The sequence below is a fragment of the Terriglobus sp. ADX1 genome, from assembly GCF_036877645.1.
GTDB lineage: Bacteria > Acidobacteriota > Terriglobia > Terriglobales > Acidobacteriaceae > Terriglobus.
On record NZ_JAEDXV010000029.1, the window covers coordinates 1 to 18186 of the forward strand.

18 protein-coding genes and 1 tRNA gene are annotated in these 18186 nt (G+C 57.9%); 10 read left to right on the plus strand and 9 right to left on the minus strand.

Translation table 11 applies throughout. The features are described from left to right. Positions 1-118: 118 nt before the first annotated feature. Together JAO32_RS16345 and JAO32_RS16350 are read left to right on the plus strand one after the other, a co-directional pair. Entirely contained in the window at positions 119-1318 is a 1200-nt protein-coding gene (locus JAO32_RS16345) for a serine hydrolase domain-containing protein (protein ID WP_334242350.1), read from the plus strand. A gap of 19 nt (positions 1319-1337) precedes the next feature. Beyond that, positions 1338-3011 carry an alpha-L-fucosidase gene (locus tag JAO32_RS16350; RefSeq protein WP_334242352.1) on the plus strand — a complete coding sequence of 558 codons (1674 nt, stop codon included), beginning with the start codon at positions 1338-1340 and terminating at the stop codon, positions 3009-3011. Between the two features lies 1 nt (position 3012). Here JAO32_RS16350 and JAO32_RS16355 read toward each other — a convergent pair whose 3' ends face one another. After that, on the minus strand, positions 3013-3435 hold the full coding sequence (locus JAO32_RS16355) for a putative signal transducing protein (RefSeq protein ID WP_334242354.1): 423 nt from the start codon (positions 3433-3435) through the stop codon (positions 3013-3015). A 152-nt stretch (positions 3436-3587) separates the two neighbouring features. On the opposite strand from JAO32_RS16355, the gene JAO32_RS16360 reads away from it, so the two are divergent. Together JAO32_RS16360 and JAO32_RS16365 are read left to right on the plus strand one after the other, a co-directional pair. Next, entirely contained in the window at positions 3588-4940 is a 1353-nt protein-coding gene (locus JAO32_RS16360) for an FAD-binding oxidoreductase (protein ID WP_334242439.1), read from the plus strand. A gap of 25 nt (positions 4941-4965) precedes the next feature. Beyond that, the gene (locus JAO32_RS16365) at positions 4966-5721 is read left to right on the plus strand and encodes a hypothetical protein (RefSeq protein ID WP_334242356.1); all 756 of its coding nucleotides are present in this window, start codon (positions 4966-4968) and stop codon (positions 5719-5721) included. 63 nt (positions 5722-5784) lie between these two features. On the opposite strand, the gene JAO32_RS16370 is transcribed toward JAO32_RS16365, so the two are convergent. Further along, positions 5785-6717 carry a DUF2076 domain-containing protein gene (locus tag JAO32_RS16370; protein ID WP_334242358.1) on the minus strand — a complete coding sequence of 311 codons (933 nt, stop codon included), beginning with the start codon at positions 6715-6717 and terminating at the stop codon, positions 5785-5787. Between the two features lie 160 nt (positions 6718-6877). Between JAO32_RS16370 and JAO32_RS16375 the strand changes: the two genes are divergently transcribed. Then, complete coding sequence (locus tag JAO32_RS16375) at positions 6878-7687, plus strand: hypothetical protein (RefSeq protein ID WP_334242360.1); 810 nt, start codon at positions 6878-6880, stop codon at positions 7685-7687. Positions 7688-7756: 69 nt separating this feature from the next. Beyond that, complete coding sequence (locus tag JAO32_RS16380) at positions 7757-8140, plus strand: hypothetical protein (RefSeq protein ID WP_334242362.1); 384 nt, start codon at positions 7757-7759, stop codon at positions 8138-8140. A gap of 69 nt (positions 8141-8209) precedes the next feature. Here JAO32_RS16380 and JAO32_RS16385 read toward each other — a convergent pair whose 3' ends face one another. After that, positions 8210-9385 carry a pyridoxal-phosphate-dependent aminotransferase family protein gene (locus JAO32_RS16385; RefSeq protein WP_334242365.1) on the minus strand — a complete coding sequence of 392 codons (1176 nt, stop codon included), beginning with the start codon at positions 9383-9385 and terminating at the stop codon, positions 8210-8212. A 97-nt stretch (positions 9386-9482) separates the two neighbouring features. Between JAO32_RS16385 and JAO32_RS16390 the strand changes: the two genes are divergently transcribed. Further along, entirely contained in the window at positions 9483-9953 is a 471-nt protein-coding gene (locus tag JAO32_RS16390; RefSeq protein WP_334242367.1) for a GatB/YqeY domain-containing protein, read from the plus strand. A 53-nt stretch (positions 9954-10006) separates the two neighbouring features. On the opposite strand, the gene JAO32_RS16395 is transcribed toward JAO32_RS16390, so the two are convergent. Continuing rightward, complete coding sequence (locus JAO32_RS16395; protein WP_334242369.1) at positions 10007-11284, minus strand: ArnT family glycosyltransferase; 1278 nt, start codon at positions 11282-11284, stop codon at positions 10007-10009. A gap of 33 nt (positions 11285-11317) precedes the next feature. On the opposite strand from JAO32_RS16395, the gene JAO32_RS16400 reads away from it, so the two are divergent. Both JAO32_RS16400 and JAO32_RS16405 read left to right on the plus strand, forming a co-directional pair. Beyond that, positions 11318-11791, plus strand: a complete 474-nt coding sequence (locus tag JAO32_RS16400; RefSeq protein WP_334242370.1) for a DinB family protein — start codon at positions 11318-11320, stop codon at positions 11789-11791. Then, entirely contained in the window at positions 11791-12162 is a 372-nt protein-coding gene (locus JAO32_RS16405) for a hypothetical protein (protein WP_334242372.1), read from the plus strand. The genes JAO32_RS16400 and JAO32_RS16405 overlap by 1 nt, the downstream gene beginning before the upstream one ends. 58 nt (positions 12163-12220) lie before the next feature. On the opposite strand, the gene msrB is transcribed toward JAO32_RS16405, so the two are convergent. Next, complete coding sequence (gene msrB, locus JAO32_RS16410; RefSeq protein ID WP_334242374.1) at positions 12221-12658, minus strand: peptide-methionine (R)-S-oxide reductase MsrB; 438 nt, start codon at positions 12656-12658, stop codon at positions 12221-12223. Positions 12659-12731: 73 nt separating this feature from the next. Then, the gene (locus JAO32_RS16415; protein WP_334242376.1) at positions 12732-13130 is read right to left on the minus strand and encodes a Rid family detoxifying hydrolase; all 399 of its coding nucleotides are present in this window, start codon (positions 13128-13130) and stop codon (positions 12732-12734) included. A 215-nt stretch (positions 13131-13345) separates the two neighbouring features. On the opposite strand from JAO32_RS16415, the gene JAO32_RS16420 reads away from it, so the two are divergent. Then, a tRNA-Pro gene (locus JAO32_RS16420) sits at positions 13346-13422 on the plus strand. Between the two features lie 42 nt (positions 13423-13464). On the opposite strand, the gene gluQRS is transcribed toward JAO32_RS16420, so the two are convergent. The 3 genes from gluQRS to JAO32_RS16435 all read right to left on the minus strand — a co-directional run bounded on the left by gluQRS (position 13465) and on the right by JAO32_RS16435 (position 18171). Beyond that, complete coding sequence (gluQRS, locus tag JAO32_RS16425; protein WP_334242377.1) at positions 13465-14313, minus strand: tRNA glutamyl-Q(34) synthetase GluQRS; 849 nt, start codon at positions 14311-14313, stop codon at positions 13465-13467. A gap of 58 nt (positions 14314-14371) precedes the next feature. Beyond that, complete coding sequence (locus JAO32_RS16430) at positions 14372-15052, minus strand: hypothetical protein (protein WP_334242379.1); 681 nt, start codon at positions 15050-15052, stop codon at positions 14372-14374. A gap of 320 nt (positions 15053-15372) precedes the next feature. Further along, the gene (locus JAO32_RS16435; RefSeq protein ID WP_334242381.1) at positions 15373-18171 is read right to left on the minus strand and encodes a phosphoenolpyruvate carboxylase; all 2799 of its coding nucleotides are present in this window, start codon (positions 18169-18171) and stop codon (positions 15373-15375) included. Between the last annotated feature and the right edge of the window lie 15 nt (positions 18172-18186).

The following is an 18186-nucleotide window of genomic DNA, read 5'->3' on the forward strand; positions in this document are numbered from 1 at the left end:
GCTCAGAATGACGACAGGTTAAAACGTAGAAGCAGAACGCAGCACCTATCGTGGGTGCTGCGTTCTTTTTGCAAAGAATCATGGAACGATCCGGATGTGGCACGCGTATGGTGTTGGCATGATCGCTCGTGCCGTTCTTTCGTGGGCTGTTCTTTCGGCTGCTGTAGTTGCGCCTGCGCAGAACATTCGCAAGCTGGATGGTAGCCATATATCGGTCGCGGAAGCAGAGCAGTTTGCTGCTAAGACGCTTGCCGCGAACCATGTGACGGGTGCGCAGATTGTGGTGGTGAACGATGGCAAGACGGTGTGGAGTTATGCCTATGGCTTGCGACGTAAAGACCCCGATCTACCAATGACCACGAATACGACGACGTGGGCTGCTTCGATTACGAAAGCGGTGTTTGCGACGTATGTGATGCAGTTGGTGCAACAGGGTAAGTTCGATCTGGATAAGCCGATGCCGCAGCAGTTACCAAAGCCGTGGAATGAATACGACTCCTATAAAGATTCGGCTTCAGAGATTGTGAAAGATCCGCGATGGGCGAAGCTGACGCCGCGTATGTGTCTATCGCATATAGGTGGATTGCTGAACATTGTGAGTATGCAGGAGCCGGATAAAAAACTGCGGTTTCATTTTGAGCCGGGAGATCATTATTCGTATTCAGGTGAATGTTTGAACCTGGTGCAATTTGCGATTGAACAGCAACAGGGGAAAACTCTGGACATACTGATGCAGGATGCGATCTTTGGGCCGTTGCAGATGACACGGACGTCAGAGATTTATCAGGCTCGTTTTGCGGAGGATGTTGCGGATCGTTTTGATAAGGACGAGAAATTTCATTCGCAGACCAAACGGTTTCCTGCGCGTGCCAGTGGCAACATGGCTTCAAGCGCTGCCGATCTTGGGCGTTTTGTGGAGGCGTTGTTTGCAGGAAAGATCATTGACGCTGCAACTGAAAAGAAGATGCTGACGCCACAGGTGAAGATAGATACGCTGCACCAGTTTGCGTTGGCGAAGGACGAGCCGGAAGGTACAGAAGCAAAGCAGGTGGGCTTGGCGTATGGGCTTGGCTGGGGCTTGTTGACTAAGACGAAGTTTGGTCCTGCGTTATTCAAAGAAGGTCATGGCGATGGCGCGCAGAACTACATGGTGTGCTTCACGCGTCGCAAAGACTGCATGATTCTGCTGACCAATTCGGATAATGGAGAGTTTGCATTTCAGCCTCTGCTGGAGACGATCTTTGGCGATACGGTGACGCCGTGGGAGTGGGAGATGTATACGACTTCCGCGATTGAAGCGGCGCGCAAGACGCAGTAACAACAGCTATGATGCGGGGATGAAGTTTCTTCCTCTTGTGGCTGCCGCGGTAGTTTCGTCTTCTCTGTTTGCGCAACATGCTGTGCAGGACAGGCCGCAGCCTCGTTCATTGCCGCGGCCTTCTGCGCAGACGGTGCAACAGTGGCAGGGGCAGAAGTTTGGCATGTTCATCCACTTTGGGTTGTATTCGCAGCTTGGCGGCATGTGGAAGGGCAAGCAGATCGACAACGGCTACAGTGAACAGATTATGGCGAATGCGCCGATCCCGCTGGATGAATACGCCGCGACAGCGAAGACGTTCAATCCAACGAAGTGGGACCCGGATGCCATTGTGAAACTGGCGAAGGATGCGGGGATGAAGTTCATTGTGATTACTTCAAAGCATCATGATGGCTTCAACATGTTTCACACCGCGCAGACGAAGTACAACGTGGTGGATGCCACGCCTTATCACCGCGACATAGTGAAGGAGCTTGCGGATGCGTGTAAGCGCGGTGGTATTGGGTTTGGTGTGTATTACTCGTCGATTGACTGGCATGAGCCGGGAATGGATACGTACATTCCCACGAACAGCAATCCACTAAGCGATGCGCATGCGAAGTTCAACGTGGCCCAGTTGCGCGAGTTGATGACGCAGTACGGGCCGATTCGCGAGATATGGTTTGACATGGGTAAGCCCACGCCTGCGCAGAGTGATCTGTTTGCGACGACTGTGCATAAGCTGCAGCCGCAGACGATGGTGAGTGGGCGCGTGTGGAATTACGAAGGCGACTTTACCGTGATGGGCGACAACGAAGTGCCGCAGTATGGGCTGGATGAGCCGTGGCAGACGCCTGCTTCGATGTTCAACGCGACGTGGGGCTATCGCTCGTGGCAGGTGCGGAAGGATGTTCAAGGCAAGATCAACGAGAACATTCTGAAGCTGGTGCAGGTGGTGAGCCGCGGTGGGAATTACATCCTGAACATTGGGCCGGAAGGTGATGGCAGTGTTGTGCCTTATGAGGCGGATGTGTTGCGTGGTGTTGGCGCGTGGCTGAAGCCAAATGAAGAAGCAATCTATGGCACGCAGGCTTCGCCGTTTGCACAGCTTGATTTTGGTTATGCCACGGTGAAGCCAGGAACGGTGTATCTGTTTGTGAAGTCGTTGCCAAAGGATGGGAAGTTGCGGCTGCCGTTGGCTGGGCGCACGCATTTTGTTTCTGCGAAGGTGATGTCGTCAGGCAGTGCGCTGAAGGTGGAGAGATCTGGCAGCGATGCGGTTGTGGCCGCAGATGCGCTGCCACGAGGTTATCTGCCGGTGATTGCGGTGAAGTATGAAGGCGCGTTGTTGCTGGACAAGGTGTTGGTGGCGAAGGGCGATGCGCCGTACACGTTGAACACGAAGAATGCAGAGATGTTCTGGAATTACAACGGCGAAGGTTATGAGGCGAAGAAGACGCTTTATAAGTTGCGCTGGCTGGTGCCGCAGGGATGTTCGACGATGACATTCCATGTGAGCGGCGAGGGAAAGGTTGCGTTTGTTGCAGCGGGTAAGGCGCGCGAAGTCGTGCTGCGTGACGGTGCTGCGGAGAAGGTTGCTGTGGGGAAGGATGAGTCGTTTGAGATAACGCCTGCGCAGCCGTTTGTGAAGGGAACTCCACTGCCGTTGACGGTGAACTCTGTGGATGTGGTTCCGGGAGCTTGTTCTCGCTGACTTATTCCACGTCTTCGGTGTCTTCTTCTGTAGGGTCGAGAGCCTGCTCTGCTGCTTCGCGGTCACGTTCACGAATGTCCAGGCGCGCGTATCCGACGAAGCCACTCAGGTGCCAGGCATTGCGGAGGAGATTTTCATCGCGCAGGAAGCAGGGTATGTCAGCGGCTTCCAGGGCTGCTCTTGCGGCCATGGCTTCTGAGAAATCAACGAAGGTTCGCAGTGTGACGATCTTCTCGTCGGGAGTTTCTTCTGAATCAGGCTCACCCGCCAGTGGCGGCATTGGAAGGCGGCGGGATGCTAACTCTCTTTTGAGGACGTCCTGTGCTGTTTCTGAGAGGTCGTTTCTTGTTCTGGCTGCATGGAGCAGAGGTTCGTCTTCCATATCGCGGTAGTAGAGAACAAGTTCCTGCTCGCTTGCCTGCATGCCGCATATCCTAGCAGCGTTGGTTTTGATGGCACGCATTCACGACAAATTTGGAAGGGATTTGACGGTGCTCCGGTAGACTGGAGTTAATGGATACCCCCGTTCAATCTCCGGAACTGCAGCATCGTACTGTGCCAGCGGATGTACCGCCGGTGCGTCCTGAATCGCACTCGGATGATCAATTTGAAGGTAAGGCGCCGTTTAGCTCCTGGGGACGGTATCCGAATTACAACGCGACCGTGGTGCCGCTAACGTGGCAGACGGATTATCCCGCCGTGGTGAAGAAGTATGACGGCATGCCAGCGGGCGCGTTGGCCGTGGGTATGGGCCGAAGCTATGGCGATAGCTGTCTGCTGAAGGATGGTTTCCTGCTGAATGCAACGGGTATGAATCGCCTTCTGGATTGGGATCAGGAGAACGGCATTCTGACGGCCGAGGCGGGGTTGACGCTGGCTCAGCTGCTGGATTTTGCGGTACCGCGTGGATACTTTCTGCCGGTGTCGCCTGGAACGAAGTATGTGACGCTTGGCGGCGCGATTGCCAATGACATTCACGGCAAGAATCATCATGTGAACGGTACGTTCGGTTGCCATGTGACGCAGTTTGAGCTGGTGCGCAGCGATGGTACGCGGATGCACTGCTCGCCCACGGACAACCCGGATTGGTTTGACGCCACGATTGGTGGCCTGGGCCTGACGGGCGTGTTGACGTGGGTGCAGATCAAGCTGAAGCCGATTGTCTCGCGGCTGATTGATTACGAGGGAATCCAGTTCCACGGCGTGGACGAGTTCCTGGCTCTGACGGAGCAGTACAAGCACATTGAGTACACCGTGAGCTGGGTGGACTGCACGGGCACTGGCAAGAACTTTGCGCGTGGTGTGTTCATGCTGGGTGACCACTCGAAGATTCCGGATAAGCTGACGCCGTCGCCGGAGCCGAAGCTGGTGTTTCCGATGGATCTGCCGGGACAGGCACTGAACTCCATGACTGTGTCTGCGTTCAACACGGTGTTCTTCCATAAGCAGATCAAGCAGCGTGTGCGTGCGTTGCAGGATTACGAGCCGTTCTTCTATCCGTTGGACAAGGTTCTGCATTGGAATCGCATGTATGGCAAGAGTGGTCTGCTGCAGTTCCAATACGCCATTCCGTGGGAGAGCGCGCGCGAAGGCACGATTGCCATTCTGAATGAAGTGTCGAAGAGCGGCCTTGCGAGTTTCCTTGCGGTGCTGAAGGCATTTGGCGATGTGAAGTCGCCGGGCATGATGAGTTTTCCGCAGGCTGGCATTACGCTGGCGCTGGACTTTCCCATCAAGCCGGGTAAGAGCTTTCCACTGTTTGATCGCCTGGCGAGCATGACGCTGGATTACGGCGGTAAGCTGTATCCCGCGAAGGATGCGCGTATGACGGCAGCGCAGTTCCAGAAGAGTTATCCGCAGTGGCAACAGTTTGCCCGGTATAAGGATCCGCTTCTTTCCAGTAGCTTCTGGGAGCGGGTTACGCAGTAATCTGCGGGGTGTAGACTAGCTCGCTATGAAACTGTCACGCGGTATCTGTGTGGTGTGTTTTCTGGCGCTGTGTGCGTCGGCATGTGCCCAGCAAGAGGATGGCGGTGTGAGCTACTTTGGACGTGGGCAGGAGGTGCTGGAGAGCATCTATGTGCCCAACGTGAAGGGTGCTCCTTTCAGTCTGCAACTTGCTACGGAATGGACGCGACCGCTGTTGAGCGGTGGAACCATGACTGCAGTAAATTCGCGGCCCATTAAGCGCGATAGCGAAGGCCGCATTTACATGGAGCGCTGGCTGTTGGTGCCGAAAGGTACGAATGCTCGTTCGCAAATGAGCTGGATCCAGATTGATGATCCAGTTGCGAACCTCTATTACGAGTGCAATGCGCGCACGCGTGTGTGTACGTCGGGGCCACATGAGGACGCGCCGCCACTCAAGGAGCCACCTTCCATGACGAAGTCCGGGCCGGTTTCAGGCGGTCGGGCGTACAGGCAGCATGAGGATCTGGGTGCGGATACAGTGAAGGGCGTTCCAGTCCACGCGTATCGGGATACGGTTACGGTACAGGCGGGTGCGATGGGAAACTCGCAGACGATGACGTACTACCGCGAGATGAAATATTCTGCGCAGCTCGGCTTCAATCTGATTTCTATCGTGCAGTCGCCTTCACTGGGAGAGCAACGTTTTGTGACGACGGAGATTACGACGAGCGAACCGGAGGCGAAGTGGTTTCGTCCGCCGGAAGGCTATAGCGTTGTGGCGAAGAAACAGGCGCAGTGAGACTTGGATGTAGGGACTGCACTTCCGGAATGGAGTGCAGTCCTTATCCCTGAAAATACTGCCTTAGAAGCTGCTGTCGTCGTTTCCGCCGAAGTCACTGCCGCCGTCGTCGTAACTGCTGGAGTCGTCGAAGTTGCTGTTGTCGTCGGCGAAGGCGTTGGAGCCGCTGTTGTCGCCGCCGTCGAAGAAGCCTTGGGATGCACCGCGACGGTCTTCGATGTCGGAGGATATGTTGCCGTCATAACCGTCGGCCTGGGCGAGACGATCGCCGAAGCCACCGCCTGTGTCGCGGTCACCTGAGTTGTCGTAGTAGTTGTTTACGGTTTCGCCGCCGGTGAATCCGCGTTCATGGCCGCTGGAGAAGACGTCTTCCAGCGCGCGGAAGGCCATTTCACCTGCGACGACGCCAGCGGCAGTCTGCATGGCTCCTTGCAGGAAGCCGCCACCGCCGCCGAACATGCCTCCGCCCATGGGCGGAGCAGGGTAGCCACCGCCATAATAGCCACCCTGCGGCGGGTAGCCTGGGTATGCCTGCGGAGGCGGCGGATAACCTGGCTGCGGTGTATAGGCCTGTGGTGGGTAATAGCCGGTGGGCTGCGTGTATGACGGAGGCGCGTTGCGTACCGGGGCGTAGTTGGCGTTGCCTGCGCTGGTTCCGGTGGGGTTGTTGTATTGCGCTGGCGGCTGCGGCGCCTGCTGGGGTTCTTCTTCCTTGTTGAGGCCAAAGGGGTTGCCGAGGAAACTGCCGTGCTTTTCGCCACTACCGGACTGCCTGAGTCGCTCGATTTCTTCGCGCGCAGCCTGCAGGTCCGTTTGCGATTTTTCCATGGCAAACTGCTGCACCAGCACGGTCTGGCAGAGGATGTAGAGCGCGTCAGGATTCTGGCTGAAACGCGTCTGGAGCAGGCGTTCCGCCTCGGTGTCCTTGGTTTGAAGCTGGGTGGAATTCACACGTTCAATGAGGCCGTTGAGAAGCTGCTCTTCCTGCTGTGTCATTGTTGCCTTTCCGGTGGGGCGTCAGGCGCCCACACCGCAACCATTCCAATGGACGCTTGCGCCCGTGGAAAGTTGTCCTTCCAGTGACAGGGTACGCGCGGATTGATTTCGCGGTTCCATTTTCATTCCGAGGCGTCTTATGAATGCGATGATGATTTCCATGCGCAGAGTCCTCCCCTTTGTCCTGCTTACGGTTACCGCCGCCTCCTCCCAGACGAACAAGCCGTTGCCGGATCTTGAGAGTCTGCGCACGCGGGCGCTGGAGGTGAACAAGGCTACGGAGGCACAAAGGGAACGCTACCTGTGCCGTATCCGTACAGAGACGATTGAACTGGACGGCAAGGGAAACCAGAAGAAGATCGATGCGGATGAGCGCGAGATTTTCTTTGCGAAGGCGCGGCAGATTACGCAGACCGTAACGCACAACGGCAAACCGCTGAGTGAACACGATGCGAAGAAAGAGATCGACAAGGTTAAGAAACAGATCCAGGATGCGGAGGCAGGAAAGCCCAATGAGATGGGCATTTCGCAGGCGCAGATTTTGAAGTTAATTAAGTTAACGAACGAACGGCGCGTGATGATCAATGGGCGTTCGACGATCTTGTTTGACGGCGTAGGCAATCCGCAGGCGAAGGCCAGCGGCATGATTGAGAAAGCCGTGCAGGCAATGGAAGGCACCATTGCCGTGGATGAAGCGACGGGTCATGTGCAGGATACGAATGTGCATGGTGTGCGCGATGTGAAATTGGCGGGCGGGCTTTTAGCCAATATTCATAAGGGATTTCTGCTGCATATCATCACGGCTCCTCGTAATGATGGTGTTTGGCTGGTGCAGGAAGTGTGGGGCTCTGGCGATGCGCGTGTGGGGTTGTTTATGCACCCTAGTTATCGTTTTCACCAGATCACGGAAGGCTGCCGGTTGTTTGATGTGAATGCAGATTCAGCCGAGGCCTTGCAGGAGAAGCACTGAAATGGCGCGTACGGCCGGATGTGTTTGTTGAAGATGCTGCGCATCCAAAAGTACAGAGGTATTTTCGCCATGCGGTTTGCGGTTTTGCTTCTTCTTGCAGCGTCGACGTCAGCACCCTTACTTGTGCAGGGGCAGCAACAGACATCTGGAAATAACAATCAGCAATCTACGCAACCACAAGCGCAGAAGGGACGGAGTCCCGGCGGCGATGTCGGCAGTGGTACTGGCGACATTGGCAAAGGTGCTGGCAAGGGGGCAGGACAGGCCGCGGAAGGCGTGGGCAAAGGTGCTGGCGACCTTGTTACCTTGCATCCGGTTGGTGCCGCTGAAAATGTAGGTGTTGGCGCAGGCAAAGGCGCAAAAGATGTTGGTGTGGGCGCGGGTAAGGGAACCGGGAAAGTTGTGAAAGGAACCGGTCGCGGCATTGGTAAGGGAGTGAAAAAGATCTTCTAATTTGCTCCGTCCCAGAACATGAAAAAGGCCCTGCGATTTGCAGGGCCTTTCTGTTTGCCTGGGTGGCGATTACTTTGCAGCAGCTTCGGCGAAGACCTTCTGCGCTGGGATGAGCGCGGTGCCGAACTGGACGTTGGGCAGCTTCAGGTCGGTTACTGCAACCTGCTCCAGTGCGGAGAGGAGCGCCATGGTGTCCAGGTAGTCGAAGAAGCCGAGGTGAGCGATGCGGAAGAGCTGGCCCTTCATTTCGCCCTGGCCGTTGGTGATGATGGCTCCGAAGCGTGTCTTCAGCGCCTTCACAATCACGCCCGAATCCACGCCTTCCGGCGCGAGTACCGCGGTTGCGGCGGGCGACGGCGAAGTGGAGAAGAGCTTGAATCCGAGGGCAACGCAGGCTTCACGCGTCATCTTGGCGATGACCTGTGCGTTGTCTACGAGCTTGGCGCGGCCCGCGGCGAGATCGCCGTCAGCCTGACCCGCAATGTAGTCCAGCGCAGCGCCGAGAGCGGCGATGAGTGCAACTGCAGGGGTGTATGCGCTTTCGCCGTTCTTTGCGTTCTTGCGCTCCTTGCGGAGGTCGAAGTAGTAGCGCGGATTGTAGGTGCCTTCCATGCGCTCCCATGCACGTTCGCTGACGGCCAGATAGCTGAGTCCCGGCGGGATCATGACGGCCTTCTGCGATCCGCCGACGAGCACGTCAACACCCCATGCGTCCATGTCGAGCGGGGTGGTGCCGAGGCCGGTGATGGCGTCGACGATGAGCAGCGCTTCGCTGTTGACTTCCTTCAGGAGCTTGGCAACGCCTTCCACGTCGTGGCTGGTGCCGGTGGAGGTTTCGCTGGCCTGCATGAAAACGGCGCGGGTCTCAAGCTTGAGAGCTTCCTTGACTTCGTTCAGGTCAAAGGTCTGGCCGTAGGGCTTGCTGACGACGTCGACGGAGCAACCGAAGGCCTTGGCAAGAGCCGTCCAGCGCTCGCCGAACTTGCCTGCGGTGAGGACCAGAACACGGTCGCCGGGCGAGGTCAGGTTCGAGACGGAGGCTTCCATGGCTCCCGTGCCCGAGGAGGACAGGATGATGACGTCGTTCTTGGTGCCGACGAAGTCCTTCAACTGAGCGAGGACGCGCGAATACAGGGCGCGGAACTCGGGCGTGCGGTGGTGAATGTCCGCGGCTGCCATGGCAAACTGTGCAGCGGGAAGCAGGGGCGTCGGACCGGGCGTGAACAGGCGTGTTTTGCGGATCATGCTTCTAGTTTAGCGAGTCAGCGGGGTGACGAGTCAGCAAGTGAACGATTTCTTGTCGCTATCGGCGGTAAACTCAAGCTGAAAGAAGGTTTGAACGATGGCTATCGGAGAAAAGATCGGCAAAGACATCATTGAAGCGATGAAAGCAAAGGATAGCTTTCGCACGGAAACGCTGCGCATGGTGAAGTCCGCGCTGAAAAGCAAGGAGATCGACAAGCGCGAGGCGCTGACGGAATCCGAAGAGCTGGCCGTGCTGCAGACGATGGTGAAGCAGCGGAAGGATGCTGCGGAGCAGTTTGCCAAGGGAAATCGTCCGGAACTGGCGCAGAAGGAACAAGACGAGATCAAGATGCTGGAAACCTACATGCCACAGACCGCCAGCGAGGAAGAGATCCGCGCAATTGTGCAGGGTGCGCTGCACACCATGGCGAATGATGGCGCGAAGCCGGGGCCGAAGGATATGGGGCCTGCCATGCGCGTGGTGCAGCAACGGATCATGGCGGATGGCTTGCACGTGGATAACAAGCTGGTGAGCTCGATTGTGAAGGAAGAGCTGGCGAAGGGGTAATCGTTTCGCAGCTATTACGCGAGGGGCGCAGGCTTAGGCTGCGCCCCTCGCTTTTAGGCGGTTTCTTTGGTGTGGCGGCGTTCGGCGGATTGGAAGAGGTAGACGCCGAGGATGCAGATGAGTGGTTCCAGCGTGTGGCGGAAGCGGGCCTGCACGGTGACCATGTAATACGGCAGGGGGAGCAGCAGAAATGCGGACAGGAAGACCCATGCCGCGGGTTTTCTGCGCCATGCTGCGAGCACTGCGCCGAAGATGCCGCAGAGTGAGAGGAACTGGAAGCTCATCAGGCGGAAGTATTCGAGGACACCTGCTTCTTCCACGCTTTTGGGCACGCCCATCCAGTACATCCATGCGCGTTTCATGCTGAGTTTTAGGAAGCGGCCGGGGTGCGCCTTGATCCATGCGTTGGCTTTGACGGCGCGGTCGGCGGCCCATGCGGGTTCGCCCATGCTTGCATATTCGGCGAGGATCTGGTGGTTCTCCAGCGGCACGGTGCGGCCCCAGGGGAAGCCGGTGGACCAGTCGGAGTTGCCCTCGTAGTTTTCCGCGCCGAAGTTGTCACGCAGAGGAATGAAGCGGTGGAAGACGGCGTAGTTGCGTGCGGTCCAAGGTGCAATGACGGCGAGGAAGAGAACGCCCGCCAAGGCTGCGTGAGCCAGGCGTTTGGTTTGCCATTGCGGTGCAAAGAGGATGTAGAGCGCCATCACCGGAAGCATGATCAGGGGCGATGGATTGACCATGGCGAGTACGCCCCAGAGCAGGCCGAATGCGGCCCATTGTTGCCATGTTTGTTCTGACCGTTCGTTGTCGCCGATGCCGCGCATGCGCAGCATTAGGACGAGTAGTGCGGTGAAGATGCAGGTGGTGGCGGTCATCTCCCAGATCCAGCGGACCGCGTATTGCATTGCCGCGGGATAGAGCGCCCAGAGCCAGCCGCTCCATAGTGCGACACGGCGATTGAAGCAGCGCAGGCCAATCTCGTAGCAGAAGACGGCGGTGAGCGCGGAGAGCAGGGAGTTGATGGTGAGCAGGACGAAGGCGGAGAGTTTTGAGTAGACGCCAAAGATGCGGAAGACGCCGCCGACCAGAAGCGTGTAGCCCGGCGGAACCCATGCTGTGGGGCCGGTGTGTCCGGTGAAGGGATCGCTGTAACCGTGTCCGGTGGCGAGCGCGCGACCGATACGACCCATCTCCCAGCCAAATTCAAAGTGATCATCGCTGGGCCGGACCTTGAAGGTGTGGGCCAGCAGAATGTACAGCACGCGCACGACGAAGGCAGCGGTGAAGATTTGCCAGAGGGCGCGGCGGTTGTTTGATTGCAGTTCGGTCACCTCAACTACCTTAACCCGCGTTACAGTGTTCGCATGAACCCCTATGCAAGTTACCTGGAAGGCCGCGACGCGGTGGAAATTATGAAGTCCACACCTGCGGAGCTGCAATCGCTGCTTGGCGGCATGACAACGGAGCAGATGGATGCGCCCACTGCGCCGGGCAAATGGAGTGTGCGCGAGATTCTGGCGCACCTGGCGGACTGCGAATTGGTTTGGGCGTGGCGCATACGGCATGCGCTGGAAAAACCGGGCGCTGCGGTGGCTCCGTTCGATCAGGATGTGTGGGCGACGCGTTATGCCGCATACTCAGCGGAGCTTAGTCTGCGAACATTTCTTACATTGCGCGAGTGGAACCTTGCGGTGCTGAATGCGGTTGCGCCAGAGGAGTTTGGGAATCTGCTGACGCATCCGGAGCGCGGAACATTTCCGCTGTCGGAGTTGCTGGAGATGATTGCAGGGCATGACCGCAATCACATTGTGCGTTTAAAGGAGCTGTTCGGGCGCTGATGTTTTCTGTCTGTGCTGTGCGGTGTTTCGGAGCGATTGCGCTATTGTTGCTGCCGATGTCTGCGTTTTCCTATGGCTGTCCAGCCATACTGACGGCCGCAGACGCAAAGCAGCTCGCGGTCTTCACGCCGAATGCGCGTGCATTTCATGACAACCTGCACGCGGTGCTGACGCCTGTTTTGGTGGATACGGCGGGAGACACGGTGCATGTGAGGGTAACGGCAAAGCAGCCGGGCCGTGGCGTCATGGAGGTAGGGACATACACTGTGAATCTGCGGACCGGGCGTGTGACGGACGAAGATCAGGAACCGGCGGATGATGCGCAGACTGTGGCCCTGAGCAAGCGATTGATGAAGCGGCGTTGTCCTTGATGACAAAAAGAAAAAGGCCGGCTTTCACCGGCCTTTTCCTTTGTGATTTGCGACGAGGTTACTTTGCGGCTTCGTCGAAGTTCAGCGATGCGGAGTTGATGCAGTAGCGCAGTCCTGTAGGGTTGGGGCCGTCCGGGAAGACGTGTCCCAGGTGCGAACCGCAGTTGGCGCAGACGACTTCTACGCGGCGCATGCCGTGGCTGTTGTCTTCAATGGCTTCGATGGCATCCGGCGAAACCGGCTCAAAGAAGCTGGGCCAGCCCGAGCCGCTGTCGAACTTGGTGTCGCTCTTGAAGAGCGGAGCGTCGCAGGCGCCGCAGTGGTAGACGCCGTCTTCGTGATTGTCATAGAGCGCACCGGTGAAGGCGCGTTCCGTTCCTTTTTCGCGCAGAACATGAAACTGTTCCGGGGTCAGGAGTTGCCGCCATTCCGCTTCCGTCTTCTGCACGCGAGGTCCGCGAGAAACGGTGGCATCAGCTTTCAGATTTTCTGTCATGAGGTCCTCTCCCGTTGTATTAGACGCTTTCCGGGGTGCTCACGAACCATAGCGCGAATACCCCAGAGAAGTGTTAATTGGCTGGGAATCGTGCGACGATTTCGATTTCTACGAGGGCGTCCTTGGGCAGACGGGCGACTTCGATGGTGGAGCGAGCCGGTGGTGTGGCGCCTTCTGGAGCGAAGCGCTTTGCGTACGCAGCGTTCATCGTCGCGAAGTCTTCCATGTTCTTCAGGAAGACGGTGGTTTTGACGACATCGGCAAAGCCAAGTCCGGCAGCGGTCAGCAGAGCTTCAATGTTCGCGAGCACGCGTTCGGTCTGGGCGGGCATGCCGCCTTCCACGACGAGGCCAGTGACGGGATCGAAGCCAACCTGTCCAGACGCGAAAAGGAGATCGCCCGAGCGAATCGCCTGAGAGTAAGGGCCAATGGCTGCAGGAGCGTTGGGTGAGGAGATGGCTGTCTTTGTCATGCATCGATCATATCCGGCACTTAACCGCGAGCGCCGAGGATGTATGAAGAAGCGGTAACGCGATCATTCCAGTGCAATTGGAGAGAGAGGGACGGCGTGCCTATCCCTTTTGTTCTGCAGCCTGTTTGGGCGGAAAAACTCTGATACACTAAGCAGGTTGGCTGCTGAGGCGATCAGGCCCCTCGGCTCCTTTTGCCAATCGATCCACCTTGCATCGGGGAGTGGCTCAGCCTGGTAGAGCACCTGGTTCGGGACCAGGGGGTCGGAGGTTCGAATCCTCTCTCCCCGACCATCTTTTTTTGAAAGGGCTACCTTCGGGTGGCCTTTTCTGTTGTTATTCGATCCCGGCGAAAGCCATTTCGCGGACTTCCTGAGGCGTGAGTCCGGATTCGCGCAGATAACGCAGGCTGCGAGCGGCGTCACGTTTAGCGAGACGTTCGCCTTGTTCGTTGCGCATGAGTTCTACGTGGGCGTATGCAGGGATGGGGTGGCCAAGGGCGCGAAGCAGCAGGATCTGTCTTGCGGTGGAGCGGAGAAGGTCGCGACCGCGTACGACTTCTGTGATCTGCATGGCCGCGTCGTCCACTACGCAAGCAAGCTGGTAGCTGGGGACGCCGTCCCGACGCATGACGACGAAGTCTCCGAAGTCACGGCCTGCGATAAATTTTTGCGGACCGAGCAGGGCGTCATGGAAGTGGATTTCTTCGCCGTCGGTTACGCGTAACCGCCACGAGGCGGCTTCGTCTGATTTTGGGTTTCTTGCACGGCAGGTGCCGGGGTAGAGCGGTTCGTCTTCGTCCTCCGCGTGGGGCGCGTGCGGAGCGGAGAGAAGGTCTTTGCGGGAACAGATGCAGGGATAGAGGAAACCGGCTTCGCGGAGTTGCTGGAAGGCGGCAGCGTACAGGTGGCCGCGCTGGCTTTGGGCGTAGGGGCCAAAGCTGCCTGTTTCCGTGCCGCCAGGCTGCGGGCCTTCTGCCCAGCGGATGCCGAGCCATGCGAGGTCTTCCAACATGGCGTCAACGAATTCCGGACGGGAACGCTGCGTGTCGAGATCGTCGTTGCGGAGGATCAGTGTTCCGGCTGCGGCACGTTCCGCTGCGATGAAAAAGGTCCGTGCATGGCCAAGATGCAGAAGCCCTGTGGGCGAAGGAGCAAGTCTGCCACGATAGGGCGTTCCGGTCATGCATTCAGAATAAAAGGGCTGCGCGTGGCAGCCCTTTTCTATTCACGAGTGAAGGGGTTTAGAAGCGGTATCCCACGCCGAAGGAGAAGATGGGAAAGAACGACGCGTAGCTGAGGTTGTTGTTCTGGCGAGCGGTGAAGCGCTTGAGGTCTTTCTGGAAGTCGATGTCCTGATCGACCTTTTGGCAGCCGATGGCGGGAGGCTGCGAGGTGTCACACGCCGTGCCGGAAAAGTTGATGACCAGATCTGGCTGACCGATGTAGTAAAAACCAAGTTCCACCGGAAAGGACCAGTGGGAACCGAGGCGTCGCGATGCCAAATTGCCATAGCCAATGGTGAAGCCGGGGGCGACGTTGCGTACTCTGACTGCGGCGGAGCCGTGAAGCGGGTCAGTGGCACTGGAGGCGTAATCGCCACCGCTGAGGCTGATGGTCTGGCCAGACGGCACGATTACCGTTACGTCTGCGGATGTCTGCACACCGAAGTACATCTGCGGGCTGATGTGGAAGCCGTGATGGCTCCAGGGGAAGTAGTCCAGACCGATGTGGCCACCACCGAGTTTCATGCCGGCGTTGACCTGCGCACCATCGCTGGTGAAGGTGTCGTTGAAGCGGAAGTAGCCGCCTCCTCCGCGAATGTTGAAGTGCTGTGCTACTGGTTCCGCAAGTTCCAGGCCAATGCCATTGATGCCCACAGTGAGGCCGAGACCCGGATGTTTCCACAATTCCGACGTGGGCATGTAGCCCATTCTGCTTGGTTCCAACGGTGTGTGTGAAAGTTCTGTGCTTTGTGGATTCGGCGCGTTTGGCGCGGGCAGGCTATTGGAAATGTTGATGGCGGGTAAGAAAGAATGTGTAGGGTATGCCTGCGCCGCGATATTCAAAACGGGCGCAAGAAATGAAGAACAGCAAACCAGGCCGAAGCGCTGGATAAGATTCACAGGGGCCTCCTGGGCCGTGAAAGCAGTCAATTGCCCACGGTTGGTCGATTGAATATTTGCTGAACTACCTGGACCGTACTACTTATGCATTCTTCGGCGCATGTCCCGATTGGGAGATGTCATCCGGTGTTACGCAGACCTGCGGAGATACCGTTAATGGTTCCGGTAATGGCGCGATTCAGTGCGTCTTCGTGCTGGTCTGTGCCAGCCTGTTTGCGGCGGAGCAGCTCTACCTGTATCCAGCTCATGGGATCCACGTAGGGATTTCGTAGACGGATGGAACGAGCGAGAACGGGGTTGCCTGCAAGGAGATCGGATTGTTTGGTAATTAACAGGAGCATCGCGTGTGTGCGATCGAACTCCGCCTTCAGCATCGGGAACACGCGGTCGCGGAGCGCTTCATCCTTCACCAATGAGGCGTAGAGTTCGGCGATGCCGAAGTCGCTCTTGGCCAGAGCCGACTCCACGTTACGCATCATGTCGAGGAAGAGTGGGAACTCCTTCATCATGCGCTGTAGTTGTTCCAGACCGTCGCTGTGGTCGCGTGTGAAGCGTTCCAGTGCGGAGCCTACGCCGTACCACGCGGGTACGGTGTGGCGCGACTGCATCCATCCAAAGACCCACGGGATAGCGCGCAGGTCTGCGAGTGAACGCTTGCCCGTGCGCTTAGCCGGACGCGAACCGATGCGTGCATGCTCCAGTTCGGCAACCGGTGTTGCCTGCTGGAAGTAGTCGAAGGTGTCCGGGTTGTCGAGAATGTCCTGACGGTACTGCTCGAACGACCATGCAGAGAGTGCGTCCATCGCCTGTTCCCACTCGGGCAACGCAACGCCGGTGAGGTTTGCACTGCATCCACCGCAGGCTTTGCTGTCCGGGCGTGCCAGAGCGTCGAGCGATGCGGCGATCATCAGCTCCAAACTGCGTTCTGCGAGGACAACGTCGCTGTACTTGAAGTTCAGAACTTCGCCCTGCTCGGTGATGCGCAGCTCGCCGTTGAAGCTGTTCATGGGCTGCGCGTAGATGGCGCGGTGTGTGGGGCCGCCGCCGCGTCCAACTGTGCCGCCGCGGCCGTGGAAGAGGCGCAGGTCCACGTTACATTCGCGTGCGACTTCATACAGTGCGCGATGCGCCTTCCAGATGCTCCATGTGGAGGCGATCATGCCGCCATCCTTGTTGGAGTCGGAGTAGCCGAGCATCACTTCCTGTTTGCGTCCCCAGCTTTCCAGCAACGGCCGATAGGCTTCGCTGGTCCAAAGCTGACGGCAGATGGCAGGCGCGTTTTCCAGATCTTCGATGCTCTCGAAAAGTGGTGCGATGAGCAGGCCGGGGTCGTTTGCTGACTTCTCTGCAGCGACACCGCCAAGGCGAGCGAGCCACAGTGTCTTCAGCACATCGTCTGCGGAGGTAGCGCCGCTGATGACGTATTGCCGGATGCTCATGGGATCGCCGTTGTGCTTGACCGCGGCGACGGTGCGGAAGGTATCGATGACCTCTGCGGTCATGGGCGACGGAGCGGGCGGAAGCGAGCCGTTTTCGCACCATGCGCTGAGTTCCTTGACTGCCTCGGAATGCACCTTTGCATGCTGGCGGATGTCGAGCGTCTGCAGGTGCAGGCCGTAGGTGCGAACTTCAACGATCAGGGGATCGATGATCTCTTCCGCGATGCGCAGGCCACGATTGTCAGCGAGCGAATCGCGGATGAGTTGGAGATCGCGCAGGAACTCGTGCGCGTCGCGATACGGCGGAAGCACTTCGTGCTCGTCGCGCACGATGGTGGTGTTGTCACCCATGCGCAGCATCATGCAGGTGAGCATGAGGCGAAGGTGCTCGCAGAGGAAGCGCTCACGAAGTTCGGCTGCAACGCCGGGCATTTGCGAGAGGTATTCGTTTGCTGCTGCTTCTAACTCTGGATTTGCGGCGGCTTGTTGCGTAGAAGAAGAGACGCGCTGTGCTGCCGCGATAAGGCGCTTGCGATAGTGCGCCCAGACAACTTCGCGCGACATGGCAAGTGCTTCCTGCGTCACTTCAGGGGTGACGAAGGGATTGCCGTCGCGGTCGCCGCCGATCCACGAACCGAAATTTACCAGTGTGGGCAGTTCGGTCAACGCGAGATCGAGGCCGTATTCATTGCGCAAAGCGCTGGCGATTTCCGTGTAGAGCTGGGGAAGTGTTTCAAAGATGCTGTCATGGAAATAATCCAGCCCCATACGCACTTCATCGGTTACGGCGGGTCGCTGCAGGCGGACATCGTCTGTTTGCCAAAGGCCGGTAATTTCGGCCATGAGCGAATCTTCGCGCTGCGCAATTGCCTCAGCTGTCTGCGGAATCTGGTCGAGTTCTTCCAGCAGCGTGGCGATGCGCCGGCGCTTGGAGATGACAGAGCGTCGCGCAACTTCTGTGGGGTGTGCCGTGAAAACGGGTGTGATGCAGACTTCGCGCAGGAAGGCGAGTGCTTCGTCTGCGGTGTAACCTGCTTTGCGCATGCGGCGCAGTGTGCCCTGCAGGCTGCCGCGCTGGGGTTCGGCATCCGGGTTCAACCCACCGGCAAGACGGCGGCGCTTGCGATGGTTCGTTTCCGCAAGATTGATCAGTTCGAAGTAAAAGCCAAAGGCACGCGCTAGCTGATAGGCGCGATCGACCGGAAGTTGGTGCACCAGCAACAATGCCTGCTGTAGAGCGGACTTTGCCTTGGCGGTGTCGCCCTGGAACTCTGCTTCGCGGCGTTCAGTGGCCAGACGACGCAGCGTCTCCACTTGTTCAAACAGATCATCGCCTACCTGTTCGCGCAGCACTTCACCCAACAGCGTGCCCAGCGAACGCACATCACGACGCAGTGGAGCTTCTTTCCACTCTGTCTCGGTGGCCTGCAACTCGGCAAGCCGCTCACTCCAATTTCTTGCTTGCCACAACCCGGCCATGTGCCTAGTAGACCA